The sequence below is a fragment of the Paenibacillus sp. FSL R5-0527 genome (assembly GCF_038008055.1).
Taxonomy (GTDB): Bacteria; Bacillota; Bacilli; order Paenibacillales; family Paenibacillaceae; genus Fontibacillus; species Fontibacillus macerans.
In genome coordinates this window covers 3,558,284-3,581,254 of record NZ_JBBOYI010000001.1, presented here as the reverse complement: position 1 = coordinate 3,581,254, position 22,971 = coordinate 3,558,284, and the positions used below count along the sequence as shown (strand labels likewise).

General features: G+C 53.8%; 14 protein-coding genes. 2 read left to right on the top strand and 12 right to left on the bottom strand.

Features of this window, described 5'->3' with window-relative positions:
* Positions 1 to 28 precede the first annotated feature (28 nt).
* Complete coding sequence (locus tag NYE69_RS15710; RefSeq protein ID WP_328271197.1) at positions 29 to 997, bottom strand: ABC transporter permease; 969 nt, start codon at positions 995 to 997, stop codon at positions 29 to 31.
* A 117-nt stretch (positions 998 to 1,114) separates the two neighbouring features.
* Entirely contained in the window at positions 1,115 to 2,662 is a 1,548-nt protein-coding gene (locus NYE69_RS15705) for an extracellular solute-binding protein (RefSeq protein ID WP_328271196.1), read from the bottom strand.
* Positions 2,663 to 2,937: 275 nt separating this feature from the next.
* On the opposite strand from NYE69_RS15705, the gene NYE69_RS15700 reads away from it, so the two are divergent.
* Positions 2,938 to 4,899 carry a hypothetical protein gene (locus tag NYE69_RS15700; RefSeq protein ID WP_340926959.1) on the top strand — a complete coding sequence of 654 codons (1,962 nt, stop codon included), beginning with the start codon at positions 2,938 to 2,940 and terminating at the stop codon, positions 4,897 to 4,899.
* A gap of 492 nt (positions 4,900 to 5,391) precedes the next feature.
* Here the strand turns inward: NYE69_RS15700 and NYE69_RS15695 are convergent, their stop codons facing one another.
* Positions 5,392 to 6,936 carry an extracellular solute-binding protein gene (locus NYE69_RS15695; protein WP_340926958.1) on the bottom strand — a complete coding sequence of 515 codons (1,545 nt, stop codon included), beginning with the start codon at positions 6,934 to 6,936 and terminating at the stop codon, positions 5,392 to 5,394.
* A 138-nt stretch (positions 6,937 to 7,074) separates the two neighbouring features.
* Here NYE69_RS15695 and NYE69_RS15690 point away from each other — a divergent pair, with 138 nt between their 5' ends.
* Positions 7,075 to 9,417, top strand: coding sequence for an AraC family transcriptional regulator (locus tag NYE69_RS15690; protein ID WP_340926957.1), 2,343 nt, complete (start codon positions 7,075 to 7,077; stop codon positions 9,415 to 9,417).
* 106 nt (positions 9,418 to 9,523) lie between these two features.
* On the opposite strand, the gene NYE69_RS15685 is transcribed toward NYE69_RS15690, so the two are convergent.
* The 9 genes from NYE69_RS15685 to NYE69_RS15645 form a co-directional block, all read right to left on the bottom strand.
* Complete coding sequence (locus NYE69_RS15685; RefSeq protein ID WP_328271192.1) at positions 9,524 to 10,843, bottom strand: MFS transporter; 1,320 nt, start codon at positions 10,841 to 10,843, stop codon at positions 9,524 to 9,526.
* 26 nt (positions 10,844 to 10,869) lie between these two features.
* Positions 10,870 to 11,820, bottom strand: a complete 951-nt coding sequence (locus NYE69_RS15680) for a phosphoglycerate dehydrogenase (protein ID WP_328271191.1) — start codon at positions 11,818 to 11,820, stop codon at positions 10,870 to 10,872.
* A gap of 25 nt (positions 11,821 to 11,845) precedes the next feature.
* Positions 11,846 to 12,844 carry a 4-hydroxythreonine-4-phosphate dehydrogenase PdxA gene (gene pdxA, locus NYE69_RS15675; protein WP_328271190.1) on the bottom strand — a complete coding sequence of 333 codons (999 nt, stop codon included), beginning with the start codon at positions 12,842 to 12,844 and terminating at the stop codon, positions 11,846 to 11,848.
* Complete coding sequence (locus tag NYE69_RS15670; protein ID WP_340926953.1) at positions 12,841 to 14,124, bottom strand: four-carbon acid sugar kinase family protein; 1,284 nt, start codon at positions 14,122 to 14,124, stop codon at positions 12,841 to 12,843. The genes pdxA and NYE69_RS15670 overlap by 4 nt, the downstream gene beginning before the upstream one ends.
* Positions 14,125 to 14,134: 10 nt before the next feature.
* The gene (locus NYE69_RS15665; RefSeq protein WP_340926951.1) at positions 14,135 to 15,319 is read right to left on the bottom strand and encodes an iron-containing alcohol dehydrogenase; all 1,185 of its coding nucleotides are present in this window, start codon (positions 15,317 to 15,319) and stop codon (positions 14,135 to 14,137) included.
* Positions 15,320 to 15,354: 35 nt separating this feature from the next.
* On the bottom strand, positions 15,355 to 16,236 hold the full coding sequence (dapA, locus tag NYE69_RS15660) for a 4-hydroxy-tetrahydrodipicolinate synthase (RefSeq protein ID WP_340926949.1): 882 nt from the start codon (positions 16,234 to 16,236) through the stop codon (positions 15,355 to 15,357).
* A 174-nt stretch (positions 16,237 to 16,410) separates the two neighbouring features.
* Complete coding sequence (locus NYE69_RS15655) at positions 16,411 to 18,186, bottom strand: sigma-54-dependent Fis family transcriptional regulator (protein ID WP_340926947.1); 1,776 nt, start codon at positions 18,184 to 18,186, stop codon at positions 16,411 to 16,413.
* A 720-nt stretch (positions 18,187 to 18,906) separates the two neighbouring features.
* Entirely contained in the window at positions 18,907 to 20,670 is a 1,764-nt protein-coding gene (locus tag NYE69_RS15650; protein WP_340926945.1) for a glycoside hydrolase family 2 protein, read from the bottom strand.
* Positions 20,671 to 20,938: 268 nt separating this feature from the next.
* The gene (locus NYE69_RS15645) at positions 20,939 to 22,960 is read right to left on the bottom strand and encodes an alpha-L-arabinofuranosidase C-terminal domain-containing protein (RefSeq protein ID WP_340926942.1); all 2,022 of its coding nucleotides are present in this window, start codon (positions 22,958 to 22,960) and stop codon (positions 20,939 to 20,941) included.
* Positions 22,961 to 22,971 lie beyond the last annotated feature (11 nt).

Sequence of the window (22,971 nt, the reverse complement as noted above, 5' to 3'; positions counted from 1 at the left end):
GCCATAAACCTAACTTCTTGAACACGTTCTAGTAGACGCCTTCCTCCCCGATTTTTTTGGCTACTTTGTTAACCAGCACGACCATGATCAGGCCGATCACGGATTTAAAGAACCCGATCGCCGTACTGTAACTATACTGCCCCTGCCGCAAACCGGCGGTGTATACGTAAGTGTCGATGATTTCCGCAACCTGCCGGTTCATCGAGTTCAATAGCAGGTAGACGTGCTCAAACCCGAGGTCAAGCACATGGCCGATTTTCAGAATAAACAGCGTGATGATGACGCCCCGGATCGCCGGAAGCGTAATATGCCATACCTGCCGCATTCTGCCGGCTCCATCGATCCGCGCCGCTTCATACAGTCCCGGATCGATGGCCGCAATGGCCGCCAGGTAGATAATCGTACCCCAACCCGCTTCCCTCCAAATGACCTGGAGGATATACATCGGCCTGAACCAGCCGGGATTCAGCAAAAAATTGATTTTTTCAAATCCGAAATAAACCAGCAGTTCGTTGATAATGCCGCCGTCCATCGTCACCATGACATAAGTAATCGAAACGATGATGACCCAGGACATGAAGTGCGGCAAATAGACGAGCGTCTGAAACAGCCGTTTGAAAAAATTGCCCCGCAGCTCGTTCAGCATTAACGCCAAGATAATCGGCACCGGAAAATAAATGAACAGGTTGAGGGCAAACAAAACGATCGTGTTCATCAAAATGTTCGCGAAGTCCGGTTCGGTAAACAATCGTTTGAAATGCTCCATACCAACCCATTCGCTGCCCATAATTCCGTTATAAGGCTTGTAATTCTGGAAAGAAATGATCAGCCCGTACATCGGCAAATATTTGAAAATGATAAAATAAAGCACTCCCGGCAGCAGCATGACATACAGCCATTTGTTTCTCCACAGCCGCTTTCTGAGCTCGCCGGTCTTGCGGCGGCTGCCAGGCTGGACCTTGGGAGTGGCAGTGGACGGAGCGGTCGCTTCCTGCATGCGTCTCTTCCTCTCTGCTTCTTAATTCATGAACAGGCTATATAGGATGAACTTTTGAAATGGATGTTTCATCCTATATATTGAAGCATCAGCCTCATAGCCTGTTCGGCCTACGTTTTATTTGGATGCGTTATACTCCTCGATGATTTTCGATCCGCCGCGGCTCTTCCATTGTTCCACCGCTTTTTCAAAACCGGCCTTGTCGATTTGACCATAGATATATTGATACGTGGCGTCCGTAATGATTTGCTGAAGCTCTACTCCCTTATTCGTATAGGTTTGCGAGTCGAGAGCCGCCGTCGGGTCAGGCACGCCTACCTTCACATTTTCCTTGATCAATTCCTCGGCATGAATCCGCCCCGGCAGCGTATTGTAGCTTTCGTACATGCCGTTCGTTTCAAACTCGCCGATGACGCTGTCCTTGAACGGCTTCACTTCACGTTCGATCAATTCCTTGTTTTCCGCGGCTTGCGCTTTTCCTTCCACTACCGTATAATGCGTGCCTTCGATGCCCCAATACATCAAATTGGCCACTTCAGGCGTCATCATCTTGTCAAAGAACGCCAGAATCTTCTTAAGCTCTTCCTCATTTTTTACTGCCGATTTCGGGAACAAGACAATATTGTTATAACCCGGAATCATCCATTGGGCGAATTTTCCGTCCGGTCCGGCAACCATACTGTGCGTGTCCAGCACGGCATCCGGAACGTTTTTGATCAAATCCTTGTGGATCGAATCGATATCCTGCATGGACCCGCCGATATAAAGTCCGGCCTTGCCGCTGGTGAACATATTGACGGCATCGGTTTTGCTCGTGGCCGCAAAGTCCTGGTTGATGTAACCGTTGTCACGAAGCTTTTTGAAAAAGTCCATCGTATCGATATACTGCGGGAACATAAACTCCGGCTGGAGCTGGCCGTCCTTTTCGCCCCAGTTGTTCGGCGTGCCGAACCAGGAGGATACCGTTTTAAAGGCTCCGTAAACCAATTCGTTCCGGTCGACAATCCCCGTCGTATCCTTTTGGCCGTTGCCGTCCGGGTCTTGTTCGGTGAACGCCTTCGCCATTTCGAACAATTCATCCACATTGGCCGGCGCGTTAAGCCCCAATTTGTCCGCCCAGTCCTTGCGGTAAATGATGCCTTGGCGGGCAAGCGGTCTGCCGATGTAAAGCGAATACAGCTTGCCGTCCACTTTCGTGTTGTTCAGAATTTCCGGCTTCAATTTGTTCAGATTCGGGAATTCGCTCATATAAGGGCCGATTTCCCAAAACTGCCCGTCCTTGATCGCCTCTTTCATTTGAATAAACGTAGTCTGGTTTTTGAGGTAGGTCACCTGCGGTAAAGAGCCTGTTGCAAATGCGGTATTCAGCTTTTCCTCGTAAGTGTCGGCCGGGAAAAACTGATACGTCAGCTTCGTGTTCGTCAGTTTCTCCAGTTCGGTTTTGATCGTGTCCGGGGGAGTCTCGGACGTATTCAATGGAAGCATGATCGTGATTTCCGTCGGTTTGTCCGACCCTGCGGATTGGTTCTCTCCGTTCGCCGCGGTGGACGAACCGGGTTCTGTCGCGGCTGCGCCGCCTCCATTGTTACCGCTTCCACAACCGGCCAGCATGACGCTTAGCGATAAAAGTGCGGTCAACAAGAGGGTGAAAGACTTTTTCTTCATACCGTTTTGACCTCCAAATGAATTGTATTGGTTACAACTTCACAGTACATTCCGCCGGAGCATTCCGGAAACAATCATTTCCTCATAACGGCCGCCGCGACGGGCATATCTGAAATAATGATTATCGTGGTGATGAATGATGGGAATATATTTTTAAATCAAATTATGAAAAAAATTACAGTATAATGTACAATATAAGCAATCACTTTAGTATAGCCCCGGAGCTATAAAGTACTATAGATGTGAATCTTTCGCTAATAAAAAGGAGGTAATATATGCGAGTTGAAATGTTACGAAAAACGTTTAACGGCATGGATGCGGCCGAATTCAAACCGTTTAGCGGCGCGATAGTCAAATTATTGGCTGCCCCTCTTCCGATCCGGGAATTTTCCGGTATCCTCCACGAGATGAGCGATGCCCGGAAACGGCGATTACTATCATCGCTAAATATTAAAGGAAAGAGTTCCACGAACAAACCTTACCCTATTGAAGGACTCATCCATATCATTCGCGCGAAATCGGGGAAGCGCCACGAAAAGTTAAAAATACTGCAGCACATCCTATTGTCCGTAAGCGACCTTTATGAGGATGATACGGCTTCCGATGAATCGTTTTTGGCATTGGAACAAGAAAAAAGGGAGCAATACGGGCCGTGGCATTACTATTGGGCTTTGCGTTTTTTTCCCGAAGAATCGGCGGCTATCGCCAAAAGGATCGCGGAGCTGGAGCAAGAATTGCCATCCGCCCTGGCCCTTGCTCCTGCCCCGGCCCCTTCCCGGGACAAGAAAGAGCTGGCCAAAGAAGAGAAGCAAAGAATCGACCATGAACGCGGTCTCCGCATTCAAGCCGAACGGACCATCGCCAAACTGAAGCAGGAACTGCGGACACTGGAAGAAAATCTGCAGCGTGTGCTGGCCCAAAATAACGCCCTTCAAGCGGCAAAAGCGGAACTGGAACAAGAGCTTGCCGGCCTTCGGCAGCGTCACGAGTTCGAACGGAAGAGAAACTCCCAATTGGAGCATGATGTAAAGAAGCAGCGGCAAGAAACAAGAAAATGGCAACAGGCGGCCCGCGAGAGCGAAAAAAACGCCGCTCTGGCGCTGCAGAACGTCCGGAAAGAACAAGACGCGTTGCAAAGGCGGCTCAGTTTGGCGGAAAGTCCCGCGGCCTGTGGGGATCGGCTGGTTCGGCATTTTCATGAGGAAGCCTTCCTGCTTATGGAAACACTAAAGCGCCGCGGCACGCTGACCGGGCCGGAACAAATACGCATCCGCAAAAAGATTTCCTTGAAGCTTGATCTCATCAATCGGCTTGAAGAACAGTTTCACGTTCACCCGGAGGAACCCGATTACAAGGCGGAAGCGGCCAGCAGCTTGAAGCCGCCCGCCCCGGCGCAGGATATTGTCCAGGACCGGACGACGGTCTCAAACAAGAAGACCGGGATCTTTTATCGCAAAGAACACGGCGGTTATATCCAGTTGGAAGACGGTGATTCCTTTACGGTTACGGAATCCGTGGTTAACGCCGTCGGGTTGGAGCATGAGGCCGAGGTTGAGTGCGAACCGCAAAAGAGGCCGGACGGCTCCGTCTTTCAGCATATCACCGTGCTGTTTCAAGGGGACGACACGCATGCGCCCATCGAGCAATATTGGGGATATGTGGAACTGGGTGAACACCATGCCTACTACTGCGTAGATATCCAAAACCCGCAAAACCGTTTTCCCGTACATGAAAAAGATTTGGAGGTCCAGCGCCCCTTTGACGGCGATCCTTGCCTGTTTAATGTGGCCGCGGACGGAACCTGCGCCAGACTTTCAAAAGTGTTCCGGAACCGGGACGAGATGAACCGCGAACGCGGACAAGCCATAACCGGAAAGCGGAATACGGAGAAAAAGAAAAAAAGCGCCGCGGAAAGTGAACCGTTCCTGCAGGGGTGCAAAATCGCCGTCATTGGAGGACAAGCCAAATGGTTTGAATCCGTGGTCAAACAAACCGGGGCGGAATTCGTCCATGAAAACGGAGAACATCCGGAGCGAATCTTTGCGGAACTGCGCAAATCCCACGCCCTGTTTAAATTGATTACAGCGACCTCACACGAAGCAACCTGGGCCGGTGTGGAAATCGCCAAAGCCAACGGCATCCCTCATTTTTTGCTGGAAGGCTCCAAAGCCAATCTCAGAAGACAGCTTTGGGAAAACAGAGAGCTCATACGCAGCAGACTTCAGGCCCGTGGCTAGATTGGATATGGAAAATGCATGCACGGCATCCGTGAAACGAAGCAACAAGGACCTTAAGTTCCGCCGGCAAGCGGAAGCTAAGGTCCTTGCTAAATCAAAACCAAGGTTTGTGTCTTGGTACCCCTGCCTGCTGCTTTTCACGATTATCCCTCTTGTTCAGGGGGAGAGGTTGGGGGCTAATCACGGTCCTTTCATTTTTCCCGGTGTCTTGCCCCATTCCTCCCGTGAGGTCTGCTTCACTTCTCCAAACCTCTTTCTCACAAACTGTCTAACGATCTCGAGCATGTCTGCTGCTCCCAAACCTATTTTCTTCTCCTGATTTATCTTCCTTTTTGCTTCCGGATCAAACGGGATAATCGTGCAAAGCGTCCGGAGCAGTGGATATTGACCTGCCAACCATCCCGATCAGTCGAGTTAGCATATCCTCGATTCGATCCAGTCTCTCTTCGCACATTGTGTACCTCCCAAAGCAAAATCATGTTTCATGTCATTCTATAGCCTTGTTTTGAACAATCTTATATCGCTCTTTTGTTCTGCAAGTGAAGCCTCGAATTCCCGGATAATCGTTTCGCCGCCGCTAAGTTGCCAGCGTTCGATTTCCTGCTTGAAGCCTTCGGCATCGATGTGGCCAAGGATGTAATTGTATGTGGCATCCGCGATGATCGCGGAAAGCTCGGCGTTTTTCTCATCAAAGGTCGGTGAATTGAGCTGAACCGTCGGGTCAAGGGCCAGAAACGATTCATTGTCCTTACTGAGCTGATCCGCAATATAGGTCAGCTGTTCTTTTTTGGCGACCTCCATAATATTTTTGTTGCTGATGTCGGCAATGAGCAGCGAATACAGTGGGTTCACCTCGTACACCCGAAGCTGCGAAGTCTCTTCCGGAAGGACCACTTTCCCGTTTTCCGTATAATAATGTCTCCCCTCAAATCCGTACATCATTATATTGGCGACATCCTTGTCCATGGTCCGGTCAAAAAAGCCAAGCACCTCCCGCAGCTCTTCCTCCGTAGGGATCGCCTTTTTGGAAAACAAATAAAGCCCGTTGTAGTTCGGAATCGACCAGACCTTGTATCCGTACGGGCCTTTGATCCGGTTGACCAGCGTAAATTCGGCGTCCGGATTGATCGCCCGCGCTTCAATGGACAGCCGCTGAACGTCGGTCATGCTCCCGATAAATACGCCCGCCTCGCCGCGAATGAACTTGTCGCGTTGAATCTCTTTGCTCGTAAGCGGAAAATCCTGATTGATCAGCTTCTCGTCGTACAGCTTTTTCATAAAATTCATCGTATCCATGTACTCGTCCGTCATAAATTCCGGGATGACATGGCCATCCTCAATTTTCCAATTGTTCGGCGTCCCGAAATAAGAGCTTAACGTCTTGAAAATGCCGTACACAAGATCATTGCGGTCCACGACGCCCAGCGTGTCCTGTTTCCCGTTCCCGTCCGGATCGTTATATGTAAATTGCTTCATCACCTCATACAGGTCTTCGAGCGTCTGCGGCGCTTTTAAACCGAGATGGTCAAGCCAGTCCTTGCGCAGAATAACCCCTTGTCGCGAGGAGGGGCGCTCGGTATATAGTCCGTATATTTTTCCGTCCACCGCAGTCTGATCCAAAATCTTCCGGTCAAGCTTGCCGAGGTTCGGAAACTCCTTCAAAAACGGCCCGATTTCCCAGAAAACGTCCGAACGAATCGCATTTTTGACCAGATTGTAATCGGAAAATTTCACGAAGCTGACTTTGGCCAAGGAATTGGTCGTCAGCCCGGTCATCATCTTGTCGGTATAGACGCCCTCCGGCACCCAGCGAAGGTCAAGATGCACCCCCGTCAGCCGCTCGATTTCCGCCACGACATCTTTAGAGGGCGGCTGAGGAAAATGAAGCGGTACCAAAATCGAAATAAAAGTACGATCTTCGCCGGCCGCCGCGCGTTTCGCGTCCCGGTTCATGCAGCCGCCAAGCAGAGAAACGGCGATCAGACAAATGGCAAACGCGCAAAACATGCTTTTTAATCCGCGTTTTTTTCTGAACATTTGATTATTCCTCCCTAAAAATTCGAAGAATGAAACAAAATGATTATTGCCTAACGAGATGATTATTGTAATTATCTGTAAAACACTTTACACTTGATATAGCCGCAATTCATCACATAAGGTCAGGTGCTGATATTGGTGAAACCGTTAAGCTTTTTGAGCAAATTAATGATTTTTACGATCGTCGTTAGCACGCTTCCCGTGTTGTTCATCGGTACCTTTTCCTATTTGACTTCGACCCGGGAAATCCAAAAAAATGTCAACCAAAGCAAAATTGAACTGATTTCGCAAATTAACTCAAATGTAGAACGTAAATTGACGACTGTCAATCAAACTTTAAATCAGGTGGTCAACTCGACCGTGCTTAAAAGGGCTCTTAACAACCCGCTAAGTGAAAGCGATTTCAAATTATACAACGACTTGCGCAATGAAATCCGCAACATGCAATCCTTCGATACGAAGCTGGAAGACGTCGTTTTGATCAACATGCAGCAGAACTGGATGGTGAAAAATTCGGGCCTTTACCGGCTGGACGAATATAAGGATCACGAACGGCTCGAACGGCTGATGGATACGCCCGACAATACCTCGTGGATTTTAACCCCGTCCGCGTGGTTTTACAGCGAGGAAAACACCAATTCCGCACCATGCAATTACAGCATCAGCCTGATCAAGAAGCTGCCGGTCTCCAAGCTGCATAAATACGGGCTGGCCCTGGCGAATATTCCCGCTTGCAGCCTGCAGGACGTCATTGCGACGGACGTAAATTCGCAAGGCAGCATCATTGTCGTCGACGAACACGATCGGATTCTGATCCATCCCGATCCGTCGTTCATCGGCAGGCCGCTCGAAGAGACCGGATTTGCGGATGTGTCCCTGATTGCGGACGAGGCTAAGCCCTCCGGGCAATTTCAAACGTTGATCGGCAAAAAAGATTTTTCCGTCACCTATTTGCGCTCCCAATTGAACGGCTGGGTGTACCTGTCGGTGACTTCGATCGGAAGCCTGACCAAGGAAGCGGGCAAAATCGGGCTGTATACCTTTTACGTCTGCTTGCTTATGCTCATCCTGTCCATCTTGCTGGCTTGGTTCGGTTCACGCCGGATGTATTCGCCGATTGAACGCCTCCTCAACCAGATGGGCCGGCGAAAAACCGATGTCCGCCGGAGGCGGGCCAACGAATTTGAAATGATCGGCGAAGAGCTCCACCAATTGTTCCAGTCGAAATCCCGGCTCGAAACGGAGATCAGCCAGCACATTAGACAGGTTCGCACCTTTTCCTTGATCCAGGCCTTCCAGGGAAAATACAAAAAGCGCGAACTTCTGGAGAAACTCGAACAGCACGGCTACAAAGATCAAATCGAGGAATGGCAAACGATGGCGGTCATCGCGCTGGCGCTCGATTTTGCGGACGATTCGGCTTATGAGAAAAAAGATCTCAATCTGCTGCTGTTCGCCGCGCAGAATATGATCGAGGAGCTGGCGGATCCCAACAACAGGTTTGCCCCGGTCATTATGGACCAGACCATCGTGACTTTGATCGGAAGCGCGGACGGAAATGCCGAAACCTTTCATCAAACCGTTTATGCTTTAACCGAAAAACTGCAGCACGAAATCGGCCAATATCTGAAACTGCAGGTCAGCATCGGTATGAGCTTGCCTTTCCAATCCATTCACAAAATATCCATCGCCTACCGGGAAGGGATCGAAGCGCTGAAATACCGGATAAAACTGGGCACCGGAGTGATTGTCCAATACGAGAACATCAACTCCGGCAAGCATGTATTGAACTTGAACTACCCGACCCATAAAGAAAACGACCTGATGGACGCGATCAAGCTGGCCGAACCGGGCAGAGCGAAGGAACTTACCGGCCTGCTTTTTAAGTCCTTGTTCGCCCAGGAGCTCTCGCCGCAAGAGTATCAAATTCCGCTGACCCGCCTGCTGAACAATTTGCTGATCATGATGCAGGAATCGGGGATTTCACTGCAGCAGATCCATCACGCCAACAGCTCGTTGTTTGAGGAGATGCTCGACCTGCACACCAAAGCCGAAATCGAGGACTGGTTCTGGACCACGGTCATCCTGCCGATGATCAAAATTTTCAACAGCAGGCAAAACGCGCAGTATCACAATATATCGGAGAAAATCATCGATTTGATCCAGCATCATTACGACACCGACCTGACCCTGGAGGAATGCGCCTCGCGCCTGCACTACAATGCGAACTATATCAGCAGCATTTTCCGTAAGGAAACGCAGTACTCTTTCAGTGAATATCTCACGATGTACCGGTTCCAAATGGCCAAGAAATGGTTGAGGGAAACGGATATGCCGGTCAAGGATATCGCGGCGAAGCTCCGGTACAACAACTCACAGAACTTTATCCGTTCTTTCCGTAAGGTGGAGGGCATGACGCCGGGGCAATACCGCGACGCCGCCGCTTCGCACGGGCCCGGCAAGATCCGTGAATCGATTTAGGACGATTGCGGCGGACCCTGCATCGCTGGCTCCCATCCGGGCCTGCGAACAAGAAAAGCGCAGCGGGCTGCCCCTTCTGCGCTTTCAGCTTAGTCAGTTTTCAAAGTTAGGCGTTTTTCACTTGAATCGGCTCTACCTTTTTCATCAGGAACAGATAGTTCACAATCGCAATTACGATTAGCAGCGCGGAGAAAATCAGCGCCGGTACGAACGAGCCTGTGCTGGCTACGATGAAACCGGTAATGATCGGACCAACGACACCGCCCATGTTGGAGACAGAGTTTTGCATCCCCGCTACAACGGAGGTCATGTTTTTCGGTGCCACGTCGCCCGGAAGCGCCCATACCTGGGATGCAGCTACCGTTGTGCCGGATTTGGCAATACATAGCAGCACCACGGCGAGAACGGCAGACTCGGCAAAAGCAGCAAAACCGATACAGGCGGCCATTAGGAGACCAATAACCAGAAAGAGCTTGCGTGTTGCGGTCAAGGATAGCTTTCCGCTCGCGTAAATCCGGTCGGATAACCAGCCTGCGGCCACCTCTACAACCATCGCACACAGCAGCGGCAGTGAGGCTACGAACCCCATTTCGATTAGATTCATGCCCCGTTCCTTGACCAGATACGTAGGAAGCCATGTAATGAAGAAATAGGAGTTGTAGTTGATCATGAAGAACCCGATACACATGGCCCAAATATTTCTGTGCTTCAGCAAATGGTACCATTTCATCGGCTGCTTGCTGTCAGCGCCCTCTTTTTTGGTCTGGCCCTCGCGGATGTGCTGTAGCTCCGCTTCATTAACTCCCTTATGCTCCTCCGGGGTTTCCTTGAAATAAAGGAGCCAGATGATGCCCCATATGACGCCGAGCACCCCGATAATGACAAAGGTCATTTTCCAGCCGTACATGGCGATCAGCCAGACGATCAGCGGCATGGCAATGGCCCCGCCAAACTTGGAACCGCTGTCAAAAATACCGGAAACGGTCGCTCTTTCCTTGTCCGGGAACCATTTGGACGCGATTCCCGCATTGCTCGGATAAGCCGCCGCTTCCCCGACGCCCAAGGCGACCCGGAAGCCGAGCAGTGACTTGAAGCCGGTGGCAAGTCCGGTCACCGCCGTCGCCAGCGACCACCAGATGACGGCGAAGCCAAGCGTCTTCTTTTGGCCGAAACGGTCGGCAAACCAGCCGGCCGGAATTTGCAGCAGCGCATAGGACCAGAAGAAGCCGGACAGGATAATGCCCATTTGCGCTTCGCTTAACGAGAATTCATCCGTCAAAAATGGAGCGGCAGCCGAAAGCACCGTGCGGTCAATATAGTTAATGGCAATCGCCGCCCACATCAGAAAGGCGATAACCCAGCGGACTTTGGACTTTTTGCGGACAGGTTTTGCTTCTGTGGCGGTTGTCGGTTCATTAGCTTGCATGTTGTCTAACCTCCCTGTTCAAATAATTACAGCCCGTTCACCACGTGCTGCGGTGCCTTCCCATGGACAATGACGTCTACAATATTGCGGACACAGGTCATGCCAAGCGTGTTCACCGCGCCATCCGTATACCCTGCGATATGCGGTGCGGCGATAAAGTTTGGCAGCGCGAACAGCGGGTGCCCGGTCAGCGGTTCCTCCTCGAATACGTCCAGCGCGGCGCCTGCGATCCTTTTCTCCTTCAAAGCCTGATACAGCCCCTCCTCATTGACGATGCCGCCTCTGGATGCGTTTACCAGGAAGGCGCTTTCTTTCATCATAGAGAATTGGTCCGCTCCAATTAAATTTCGTGTCTGTTCGATCAGCGGCATATGCAGCGTAATGAAGTCGCTTTCTCTTAGCAGCTCGTCCAGCCCGACCAGACGCACCTTCCACTGCTCCGCAAATTTATGGTCAGGGTACGGATCATAAGCAAGCAGGCTCATATCGAATCCGCCCGCCCTGCGCGCCACCTCTTTCCCGATGCTGCCCAGTCCGATGATGCCCAGCGTCTTGCCGTAAACGTCCGTACCGAAAATTTTCGGCCACTCGCCTGCCTTGGTGCCCTGGTCAGCCGCCGGAATCTGCCTGGCAAGCGCCAGCATCAGCCCGAAAGCAAAATCCGCAACTGCATGTTTATTCGCGTTCGGAACGTTGGTCACCCAAACCTGGCGTTCCTTGGCCGCTTCCAGATCGATGTTATCGACGCCTACGCCGTGTTTACACACAATTTTCAGGCTGGGAATCCGCTCAAGCACATGTCCGTTAATCGTATTAAAAGCAACGATAGCCGCGGCTGCACCCTGAGCCTTCCTGATAAAATCCTCCTCCCCGATATCAGCAGGCAGATGAACCAGTTCAAGGCCATGCTGCTCCAGGTAGCGGAACGGTTCATCCGAATATTTGCCGAACGACGGCGATGTGGAAACTACTTTCATCCTGATTTGCCTCCTTTATCTTAGTCTATACACGCTTTGGCGCCAGTTCGGCAGCGGAACGGATGGCGGCCAGCAGGCTTGCTTCATCCGCCTGGTTCTGCCCGGCAATATCGAACGCTGTCCCATGGTCCACCGAGGTGCGGATCACACCGCCTTTCAGGCCCACCGTAATGTTAACGCCTTCCTCCAAGCCCAGCACCTTGATCGGAATATGACCCTGGTCATGGTAGCAGGCCACCACAATATCGAAATCGCCGCGTACGGCCCGGAAAAATACCGTATCTCCCGGCAGCGGGCCTTCCACATGAATGCCTTCCGCCCGCGCTTTTTCGACGCCCGGTACAAGCTGCTTTTCCTCTTCGCCGTTGCCGAACAACCCCTTCTCGCCCGCATGCGGGTTAATGCCGCAGACGGCGATGCGCGGGTTTGCGTATCCGGCGCGCTTGAGCGTTTCATCAGCCAACGCGATCACCTTATAAGTCCGTTCCGGTGTGATGGACTGAATGGCTTCAAGCAGCCCCTGATGTGTCGTTAGATGAATCACCTTCAGCTTGGGCGAGGACAGCATCATGGAATAGTCTTCCGTCCCGGTCAAATCCGCCAAAATCTCCGTATGCCCAGGATAGCGGTGGCCGCCCATATGCAGGGCTTCTTTGTTCAGCGGAGCTGTACAGATCGCCTGGATTTCCCCGGCTTTGGCCAGCTCGACCGACCGCTTCAGGAACTGGAACGCTGCATCTCCCGCAGCCGCCGACAGCTGGCCGAAGGGCAGATCCTCCGGCAGCAGATTCTGATCCAGACAATCGATCGTTCCCGGTTCGAACCGGCATTCCTGAATGGAATGCACGGAGCCCAGCACCAGATCGGAGCCCGTCACGCTCAAGGCCCTGTTCATGATCTTGGCGTCCCCAAGCACAACCGGCCGGCACTGCTCATACACTTCCCGATGTCCTAACGCCTTCACGATAATCTCCGGTCCGACGCCCGCCGCGTCGCCCATCGTAATCCCGATAATTGGTTTCATAATACCCCTCCTTGCAGTTTCAGCACCGCTTTCTCCATTACAGCTTCCGAGCCGAAGTTGCCCGCCTTGGTCACTGCGAAAATATCTTGTTCTCCGGAAAGTTTACCGAGCGGTATGCCGTTCTCCACCTCCGCCAGCAGCCGGAATTCATGCAGGTTCAACCTTTGGAATACCTGATGCGCTGTGTCTCCTCCGGTCAGGAACAGATGCTGCAGGCCGTGTCTAGTCACCAGTTCGGCGGCGCATTGCCCCAGCGCCTGCGATATCCGGTTGCTGATCTCCACTGCGTTATAGCCGAACCGCTGCCCGGCCCTTCTTGTTTCCTCCACTTTATCCGACGAAAATAACACCACATGCCTGTTTTTCCCCAAGGCATCATCCGCCAGCCGCCGCAGCCTCTCCAGTTCGGCCTCCATAGCCGCTTCGCCGCTGATCACCCGAACTGCGTCCATTTCGATGCCCGTCACCCCGGTCACCTGCAGCACCCGCTCCAGCTGTCTGCGGCCGGCCGGGCTTACGCTGCCGACCACCAGCAGGACAGGCTTTTCCGATCTCGGCAGGGCCTCCTCGGTATGCACGCGGGACAAGCCGTAGGCCTGGGGCAGATGCCGGATCAGCCCGGATGAGCCGGCCCAAATGACCGAATAGGATAGCGGCGCGATATGCTGCACGATCGCCTCCATGTGGGCTTCCGTTGCGGAATCCGCGACGATATAAGCAATCCGCTGTTCCTTGAACGCAGCCATCCGGGCCGCGATATGCTCCGTTCCCTGCTCCAGATCGGCTCTGGACAGATGTCCCACCTTCCGCTGCGCCTGATCGCCGATCAGCTTGACCAGGCGCGATTCCTGCACCGGCGTCTTGGGATCATGAGCAGCTTCCGTTTCATGCAGCTTCATGCCGTTCACATAATGAATCCCGTCGATCACCTGCCGTCCATTCCCGATATAAGCGGGAGCAATGATGACAAAATCCGGCGCAAACACGTCATATACCGCGTTGATCTCCTGCCCCACGTTCCCGCGCATGGTGGAATCCATTTTTTTGTACAGCACGTCAAAGGGCTCATTGCGGATTTGCCGGCATGCTTCCTGAACCGTCCGGTAGGCTTCTTCCCTGGACAGGGACCTGCTGTCCGTATTCAGGATCACCGCTTCGTTCGGAAGCGGATTTGGCTCCCGCCGCCCCAGGACGACCGACACCCGCAGGCCGTAATGGACGAGCTGTCCCCCGCAATCACTGGCGCCTGTCAGGTCGTCGGCAATGACTGCTATCCTCATGCCGCCACCCTCAGGAGCTTTGCGGAAGCAGCTTGCGGTAGATCACTTTCATGTCTTCCACGCTGACCGGCTTCGGATTGTTGTTCAGCAGCCGGGTAACCTTCGCGGCGGAGAGGGACAACTCCTCGACATCTTCCTCGGATACGCCGTACTGCTGCAGATTTTGCGGGATGTTCAGCTCCTGCGTCCATTCGGCAATGCGCCGGATGACGGCCTCCGCGGCTTGCTGTTCGGACAGCCCGTGCACATCCAGGCCCATCGCCGCCCCGGCGAGCGCCAGGCGGGGAGCCGCCGCGTCCATGTTGAATTCCATCACATGCGGCAGCAGCATGGAATTCGCCACCCCGTGGGCAATCTTGAATTTGCCGCCAAGCGGATAGGCCAGAGCATGCACCGCAGCCGTTCCGGCGCTGGTCAGCGCCATGCCGCCGTACATCGAGCCAAGCAGCATGTTCTCTCTTGCCTCGATGGACGAACCGTGATGATATGCCTCAAGAATGTTAGAGGCGATAAGGCGGATCGACTCCAGTGCAAACATATCGCTGAGCGGATTCGCCTTGTTGGAAATCAAGGATTCAAGCGAATGAGTAAAGGCGTCCATCCCGGTGGCGGCGGTTACCGCCTGCGGCAGACCAAGCGTCACCATCGGATCAAGGATGACAAGCTGCGGCAGCAGATAGGGGCTGACCACCCCGATCTTCAACTCTTCCTCCGGAATCGTCACAATCGCATTGGGTGTCACCTCGGCGCCGGTTCCCGAGGTCGTAGGGATGAGCACCGTTGGAATGCCTGCCCGTTTGATCAGGTTCGTGCCCAGGAAGCCGCGGATCGAGCCGCCGTTGGCCGGCAGCACGGACAATATTTTGGCCGCGTCCAGCACGCTGCCGCCGCCAATGCCGATAATGACATCACAACTCGCACCCGCTGCGCCCAATGTTTTTTGATATACCTCTTCAATATTTTCCAGCGTTGGCTCCGGCAAAACATCCAGCGTCACCTGTGCCTGAATTCCCTTCTCCGTGAGCTGATTTAGCAGACCGTCCAGAATACCGGAGCTTTGGATAAACGGCTGCGTCACAACCAAAGCGCTGCGGATACCGGCAGCCACGGAGTCCAAATGCTCGCCTAAAGTGTGAAGGCAATCTCTGCCGGCGATGATTTTGGCTGCTGTCTGAAACTGATACAATACCTGCATCGTTAACTCTCCTTCCCATGATCTGTCTCTAATGTTTATCTCAGCTTGTAGCTGCTGACCATCTCCTGTACAATCACAAGGGCCTCGCCGGACAGCTCGCTGACCGGCAGCTTCGGCGGACCGACAGGAATGCCGGACAATTCCACCGCTTTCTTCAGTACGGACGGCAAGGTGCCGTATTTGAACGTATCGCGCAGCGGATTCAGCAGGTCCTGGGCCTTCTGCGCTGCTTCGAGATCCCCCTTGAGCCAGTTCTGGTAAATGGACACGACGACCTCAGGCAGCATGTTGGCCGTAGCCGCCACCGCTCCGCTGCCTCCGGCGTTTAACGTCTGCAGAATCAGAGAATCGGTGCCTGCCAGCACGGAAAAATCTTCGTCTTGCGTGGCCTGAATATACTGCTGAATGTTCTCAAACTTGCCGCTGCTGTCTTTAATGGCGACAATGTTGGGGATTTTGGCCAGCCGCGCCACCGTATCCGCTTCCAAATGAACGCCTGTGCGTGAAGGAATGTTGTACAGGAGTACCGGCAGCGCAGTGGATTCGGCGATTTTGGCAAAATGGACGTACAACTCCTCCTGTGAAGGAGCGATAAAAAACGGGGTAATGACCGACAAGGCATCTGCGCCAAGCTCTTCCATTTTCTTCGATAGTCCAATGACGTCCGCAGTTGCGTTCCCTCCGCTGCCCATGATGACGGGAACCGTGCCGTTCACCTCATCCACGACGATTTGAGCCAGCTTCAGTTTCTCCTGTTCATCCAACAGATGAAACTCCCCGTTCGTTCCGAGGGCAAACACACCGTTAACACCTGCATCGATCATCCGCCGCGTGAGCTGGCGGGCAACCTGTTCATTCACTTGCTGCTCTTTTGTCAAAGGAGTCAGCATGGCGGGAATAATGCCTTTGAATTCCATGGTTAAGCCTCCTATATTCGAGTGTTCCTGTTTCAGAATTGAACTATTTTCTTGTACAAGCGCTTTCAAATGTGATTATAGTCCTGCCTGTTCAATTTAACAACACATTTTGAAAAAATGTTCAAATTAAAAACAACATGTTTCATTATGAAACATGTTGTCATGTTTAGCTAGTTACTTTATTTTCCTCCACAGCGTGGTCCGGCTGATGCCCAGGCGTTCGGCGGTTTTCACCTGATTCATGCCTTCCTCCAGCAACACCTGCTGGATAATCCGCTGCTCAATTTCCTCCAGCGTTCCGCTGAGATCAAAGTCCGGTTTCCCGAATTCGGTCCGCATCCGTCTGGTGGACAACACCTCGCTGATTTCCCCCTGCTCAATGTACAAGCCTTTGGCAAGCAGCACGGCTTCTTCGATCACCTGCCGCAGCTGATGAATATTGCCGCGCCATTCAAACCGTTCGAGCTCCTCTCTCGCTTCATCTCTGAGCCCGACCACCTGCTTGCCGTACTTGGCGTTATATTCGTTGATGTACAGCAGAGAGAGGCCTTCAATATCCTCCTTGCGTTCCCTCAGCGAAGGCAGCGGCAGCGTGACTTCCGCCAGCCTGTAATACAGCTCCGCGCTGAATCCGCCGCTCTCGGTCCGCTCCAGAATATCCTCCCTGGAGGACACAATCCATTGAAAAGCAGGCGTTTGCTTGTCCAGATAGTCCGCCAATCTCTTCTGCTCAGCTTCACCAAGGCCGTCAATGTCGCGCAAAAATACAGTGCCGCGCGCAAGACTGCCGAACAGTTCCTCATTCCGCTCCTCATTCAGCAGCATGTCCCACAGATCCTGTGAAGCCAGCCCGCATTCGATTTTCAGAAACGGCCGCAGCCCTCTTTCGCCGCCAAAATGAATAAACTGAGCCAGCAGCTCCTTGCCTGTCCCTTTTTCCCCGGAAATCCAGACAGAAAGCTCCTGATCGCGATAGCTCTGCGCTTTGTCCAGCGCATGCCTCATCCTGCTGTTATGGCTGACGATGTTGCCGGCCACCTGGGCCGCGCGAAAGCCGGCCTCAGCCGGTACAAGGGAAGCCCCCCGCAGCCTGAGCTCATCCCGGCTTTTGCCGCCCGCGATCCGCAATACGGCCAATGGCCCGTCCGGACCCGGCAGCGGGTAACCGCTGACCCGCCAGATTTGCTCCGCCTGCTCCAGCATGGTATGGAACGTACCCTCCGTTAGGATCTCGCGGACGATGCGCCCTATTTTTTCTGAATCCATAAAAGGGGCAATCTGCTGGTTGAAATACGGATTGCCGATCACCTGCCGCTGCTCGCGGTCATAAACAGCCACCCCCGCCTGCTCCGCCTGAAGCACCTGGTAGGCCATGCCGTATTCCCGTTTGCACGCTTCAAACAGCGCATGCCACTTCCGCGCCTGCTGGAAGGAACGCAGCACGCTCTCTTTGCCCGAGGTCAGCAGAAAACCGATCAAACCCAGCTTTTCCGCTTCCTTAACGGTAATGACGTCCCCGACGATAATCTGATACCCCTGCTCCCGCAGCTCCTGCAGCACCTGGCCAACCCCGGATTCATCCTGAACCGTGTAGGAGGAGATTTTCATATCCAGCACCTCGCACACCGCCGCCGCGCCGGCGACCACCTGGGCGAAGCCAACGATCGCCACCTTGCCGGGATATCCTTTGGCCAGCGTCAGCACCCTCAGCATATCGTAGCCGGACACTTCAATCTCAACGACAGGAATGGCGACCCTGGACTGGATCAGCTTGGCCGTGCCGCCGCGGCTGATAATGATATCCGTCCCGTTACGCGCCGCTTCCTCGGCATATTTCAACCCCTGCTGCAAATCCCCGGTTTCCACCCTCAGCTCCATATCCTGGCCTTCCGCCAAGCTGAGAATCATTTCCTTCAATCCTTCATACGGCGCAATCGCCAGTACCTTCACGTCCATCATCCTCTGTTTCAGAGATAAACATTTCTTAGTTACACTATAATCAAGATGAACGTACTGTTTCAATAACTTACAGTCCAAATGGTACTGCTCCGACTCCATCGGCACGAGGGCCAGCTCTCCATAGGAGCCCGCCAGCCTAAGTTCGGGACTTTTCCCCTAAAGCTGACGTCCATGCTGGGCGTACAACTAAGAAAAACGCCTGACGGCGTTCTTCTATAACTCTGACTTCTACGTTAGAGCGATTGGAGGGATGGGTATGGGGTTCCACCCGCTGTTAAAGTCGTGTTCTTATTCAATGGATTATAAGGTCAGAACACGACTTTAAAGGCGGGCCGTAAACTTTCCACCCAAACCCATTCCCTCTTCGGTTCTACTAAGAGAACCCTTCCCCTTCTTTCACAAGCCGAAGCACCGAGTACTTCGGCTCTTTCTAATCTGTAGACGCTACTCTAACGGACTCCAGCGACCTTATCCGCCCATTTCCCGGGTATTCCCAGCCTAACGGACACAGGCGACCCTATTGCGCTCTAAACCCGTTCATCCAGGACGATTTGAGGTAAATAAGGACATCTGTGTCTGTTACATTTTGCAAACCTCCGTTTTTCCGCAAATAACGGCTCTGGTGTCCCTTAGCCCCCGGATTTCTCTTCTCCCCCCCTCTCTACCTGCGCATCCTCCTCTACTCCGCCGGAAATTTTATAAATTCTTGTTTCAGGCCAAATTGATCTCTTTAATTTGGGCAAGCGGAATTTTCGGCTTGCGGTCCTCTGTCAGCAGTCCGTTGATTTCCTGCTGTACATCGGCAAGTTGGGTGTAACAGTAGCCGCAAATATAATCCACGCTTTTGATCGCCCGGGTCAGGCCTTCGAACCGCTCGAGGAATTCCCCTTCCGTTAATACCTGGCGGCCATACCCCCAGCCTTTGTCCGACCTAAAGGCGATCCCGCCAAATTCGCTGATGATGATCGGCTGCCCGCGGTACCTGTAGCCTTCGGCCAAAGCGTATTTCCAGTGATTGCAGGTTGTTTCCCTGTTGACGATAGCATCTTTGTTGTCTTTATACCGCCGCAAAAACCCGTCGCCCGTTTCCACGTAATCATGCAGCGTCAAAATATCGGAAACGGTATGCTCCCAGCCGTCGTTGGTAATAACCGGACGGTAGGGATCGAGCGCTTTGGTGAGATGGTAGATGCCCTCGGTAAATTTCTGCTGCCTTACGTCACGGAGGATGGACGGAATGCCCCACGATTCGTTGAACGGCACCCAGGTAATGATGCTGGGATGATTGTACTGTTGGTCGACGATTTCCAGCCATTCCTTCGTAAACGCCTCAATCGCACGGTCGTGAAATTCGAAGGTCGCGGCCATTTCCGACCAGACCAGCAGCCCTTTGACGTCGCACCAATACAGAAAACGGGCATCCTCGATTTTCATATGCTTGCGTACGCCGTTGTAGCCCATTTCCAACATCCGGTCGATATCGGCAATGATCGCTTCCTCGCTGGGCGGCGTTAAATGGCTGTCCGGCCAATACCCCTGATCCAAAATCAACCTTTGATAGATCGGCGCATTGTTGAGCAGCACCTGGCCGTTCTCAATCGATATCTTTCTCATCCCAAAGTAAGAAAAGACCCGGTCAACCACCTGATCTTCCGCATACAGCACAAATTCCACGTCATATAAATTCGGATGCTGCGGCGACCAGAGGCATTTCTTCCACAGCCCGTTTGCCTCGTGCACCAAATCAACTTCCACCGACAAGTTCGGGCGATCCGCCGCCAGCGCGACCCGCTTCACTGGCTTGCCCTTCAGCGTCACGATCGCCTCCAGCCGCAAATCACCGGTTTTTTCCACGCCGCGTATCCGGTAATCGAAACGGACCGTGGAGCGGTCGATGTCCGGTGTAATTTTGACCGCGTCCAGCCGCTGCGCCTCCACGAATTCCAGCCAAACCGTCTGCCAAATTCCCGTTGTCTGGACATAAAAGCACTCGAAGCTGTCCTTGGTCCAACGCTGCTTCCCCCTCGGCTGTGTGCAATCGTCGCTATCCTCTACTTTTACCGTAATTTGATTGTCTGCCCCGAAAACCAGATCAGGGGTGATATCGAAGCCAAACGCCGCGTAACCGCCATGATGGCTGCCGGCCATCCTGCCGTTGATCCATACTTTGGCGATATAATCCACCGCCTGAAAGTGCAGGATCACCCGCTTGCCTTCGGCCTCCTTCGGGATATGAACCGATTTGCCGTACCAGACCTGCGGGTGGAATTCCTCGATGCCGATCCCGCTGGCCTGCGTTTCGTACGTAAAGGGAACGGTAATCGTATGCGTTCCCGCAAACTTTTCCGGCCAGTTCTCCTGCTCGCCGACATTGTCGTCGTCGAAACGGAAGTCCCATGCGCCGTTCAAACTGAGCCAATGTTCCCGGACGAACTGCGGCCTGGGATAATCCTTCTCATAAGCTCTGGTTGTCACTGTTCTCCTCCTGTTCAATTGCACGGAATAATGCGGCCCTGTTCCATATGAAGATACGCCAGAAATCTAACGGTTGTATCCGTCGCTATTTAGCGAAAAATGACCCTTTCTAAATTTTAACGGTTGTGAGCGCTGCTAACTGCTCTAATCTGAGCCAAAACGGCCGCGTTTTAGCTAAATAAGCGCCACGGCAACCGTTAGAGTTTGAAAACGGCGTTGTTGGAGCAAATAGCGGCTGTGGCATCCATTAGAATGGAAATGAATTCTACTAGGCCCGTTCGGTTTTAATCTCCAGCGCGTACACTGACGCCGGGCGCAGCGGGTAGCCTTGCCGCCAGGCAGCAAGCGGCACCGTTCGCGATTGGCAGGCGATGCGGTCCGGCTCGAATACGGAATTGATCGCTTCAAAGGAATCGCCCGTAATTTCGTGCAGCAGCAGTGTGTCCCCGGACGGCTCTAGCTCAAGCAGATTCAGCTCGGCGCGGACTTCCTCGAGGCTGCGGTTGACGATAAAGACGGTGACGACGCTCCCATCTTCGTTCACGCACGCCGCCACGTCCAGATCCGGCAGCGTACCGAGATCAAACGGAGCCGGCTTGTTCGCGCGCACGGCGAAGGTGCCGCAGGCCACATCGGCGGGAAGCAGCCGCCGGATGTCCCGGTTCGCGTACAGCTTCAACACTTCGTAGGTCGGCGTGCCGTACACCGTGAGCGGCTGGCCGCTCCAGCCCGGCGTTTTGCCGCAATATTGGTCGGCGTAATAATCGCCCACGCGGATGCAGCCGCCGAGCCAGCCGTTTACGAGATCGGAGAAGCTGCCGATGTGCACCAGATCGCTTGCGCGCAGCATTTCATTGAGATTCGCGGCGTTCGCCACCGCCGCTCCCAGCGTATGCTCATCCGGCAGCCCTTTCCGCACCGTGTTCGGATAATACATCGTGTTGTATTCGGTGATCGCCACCTTCACATGGCGATGCTTCTCATTCAAGCTGATCTGCTCCAGCGTTCGCCGGAGATCTTCCCGGGTCCACTCGGGAAAAGAAGCGATCGCTTTGTAGCGCTCTTCGGCCGGCGTATCCCGGTCCATCCCGAAACGACCGTATCCGTGGTACAAATGCAAGGTCAAATAACCGATATGTTCGCCCGCGATATCAAGCACCGCCCGGTTCCATTCCTGATCGGTATGCCCGCAGGCCAAAATCACAAGCGACGGGTCCGCCGCCTTCATCGCCTCGGCAAACGTTACGCAGCGCTCCGCAAAGCGGTCCGCGGAGCAGGTGCCGACCTGCCACCCGCCCCACACTTCATTGCCGATCTCCCAATACCGGACGTTGTACGGCTCGGGATGACCGTTCGCCGCCCGCTTCGCCCCCATCGGAGTATCGGTGCCGCCGTTGCAGTATTCCACCCACCGCGCGGCTTCCTCGGGCGTCCCCGACCCGTCGTTGACGCAGATCAGCGGCTCCACCCCAAGCTCCCGGCAAAAGCGGATAAATTCGTCCGTGCCGAAATACTTGCACGTCCACCCGCCCCATGCTTCGTTGTACATTACGGGCCGCTCCAATACGGGGCCGATGCCATGCTCGAAATGATAAGCGCTGATGTAATTGCCGGCCAGCCTCATCATGCCGGCATTCAGCGCCCGCGTCATCTCCATCACCTCGCGCTTCACCCCGCCGATATGGTCCGCCGGCAGCAGGGATACGTGATCGAGCCACAGCATGCCGGTGGACACATGATCGTTCCACCTCGGGTGGTCAGCCGGCACGCACACCCGGATTTCGGCGTTGGCGCAAGCGCGGGAAACGGACAGCTTCGCCTCGTACTCCCGCCAGTTGTGGCTGCCCAGATCGATCTTAACATGCCCAAGCAGCTCTCCCGTGCGCCGGTCCGCCGCCTCGACGATCACGTAACTCAGCTCGACCGACGCCCGCGCCACCAGTCTCACCGTATATTCGCTCGGCCCGTGCAAAGCGGCCGCCTGAGCGATCCCGGCATCCGCCTCGTCGTCGCTCAAGACGCGAATGCGCACGGCGCGGCCCGAGTGCTTCGGCGCCGGCGCCTCCAGCGCGTACCGGGTATTCCGCCCGTTCGTATAAGCGCTCCAAGCCCCGGAAACCGCACCTCTGCCCTCGGCGCCGCTTTCAAAATCCATGTCTTTGAGCGGATAGGCCAGCATCGCCTCCATATGGTCGCGGATATCCTCCACAAAATGCCCGAACAGGTACGGGTTCACCGTAGGCCCGCTGGCCCGGCCGCCGTCAATCGTAATCTTCGCGTTTGCCTTCAACCTGATCCCTC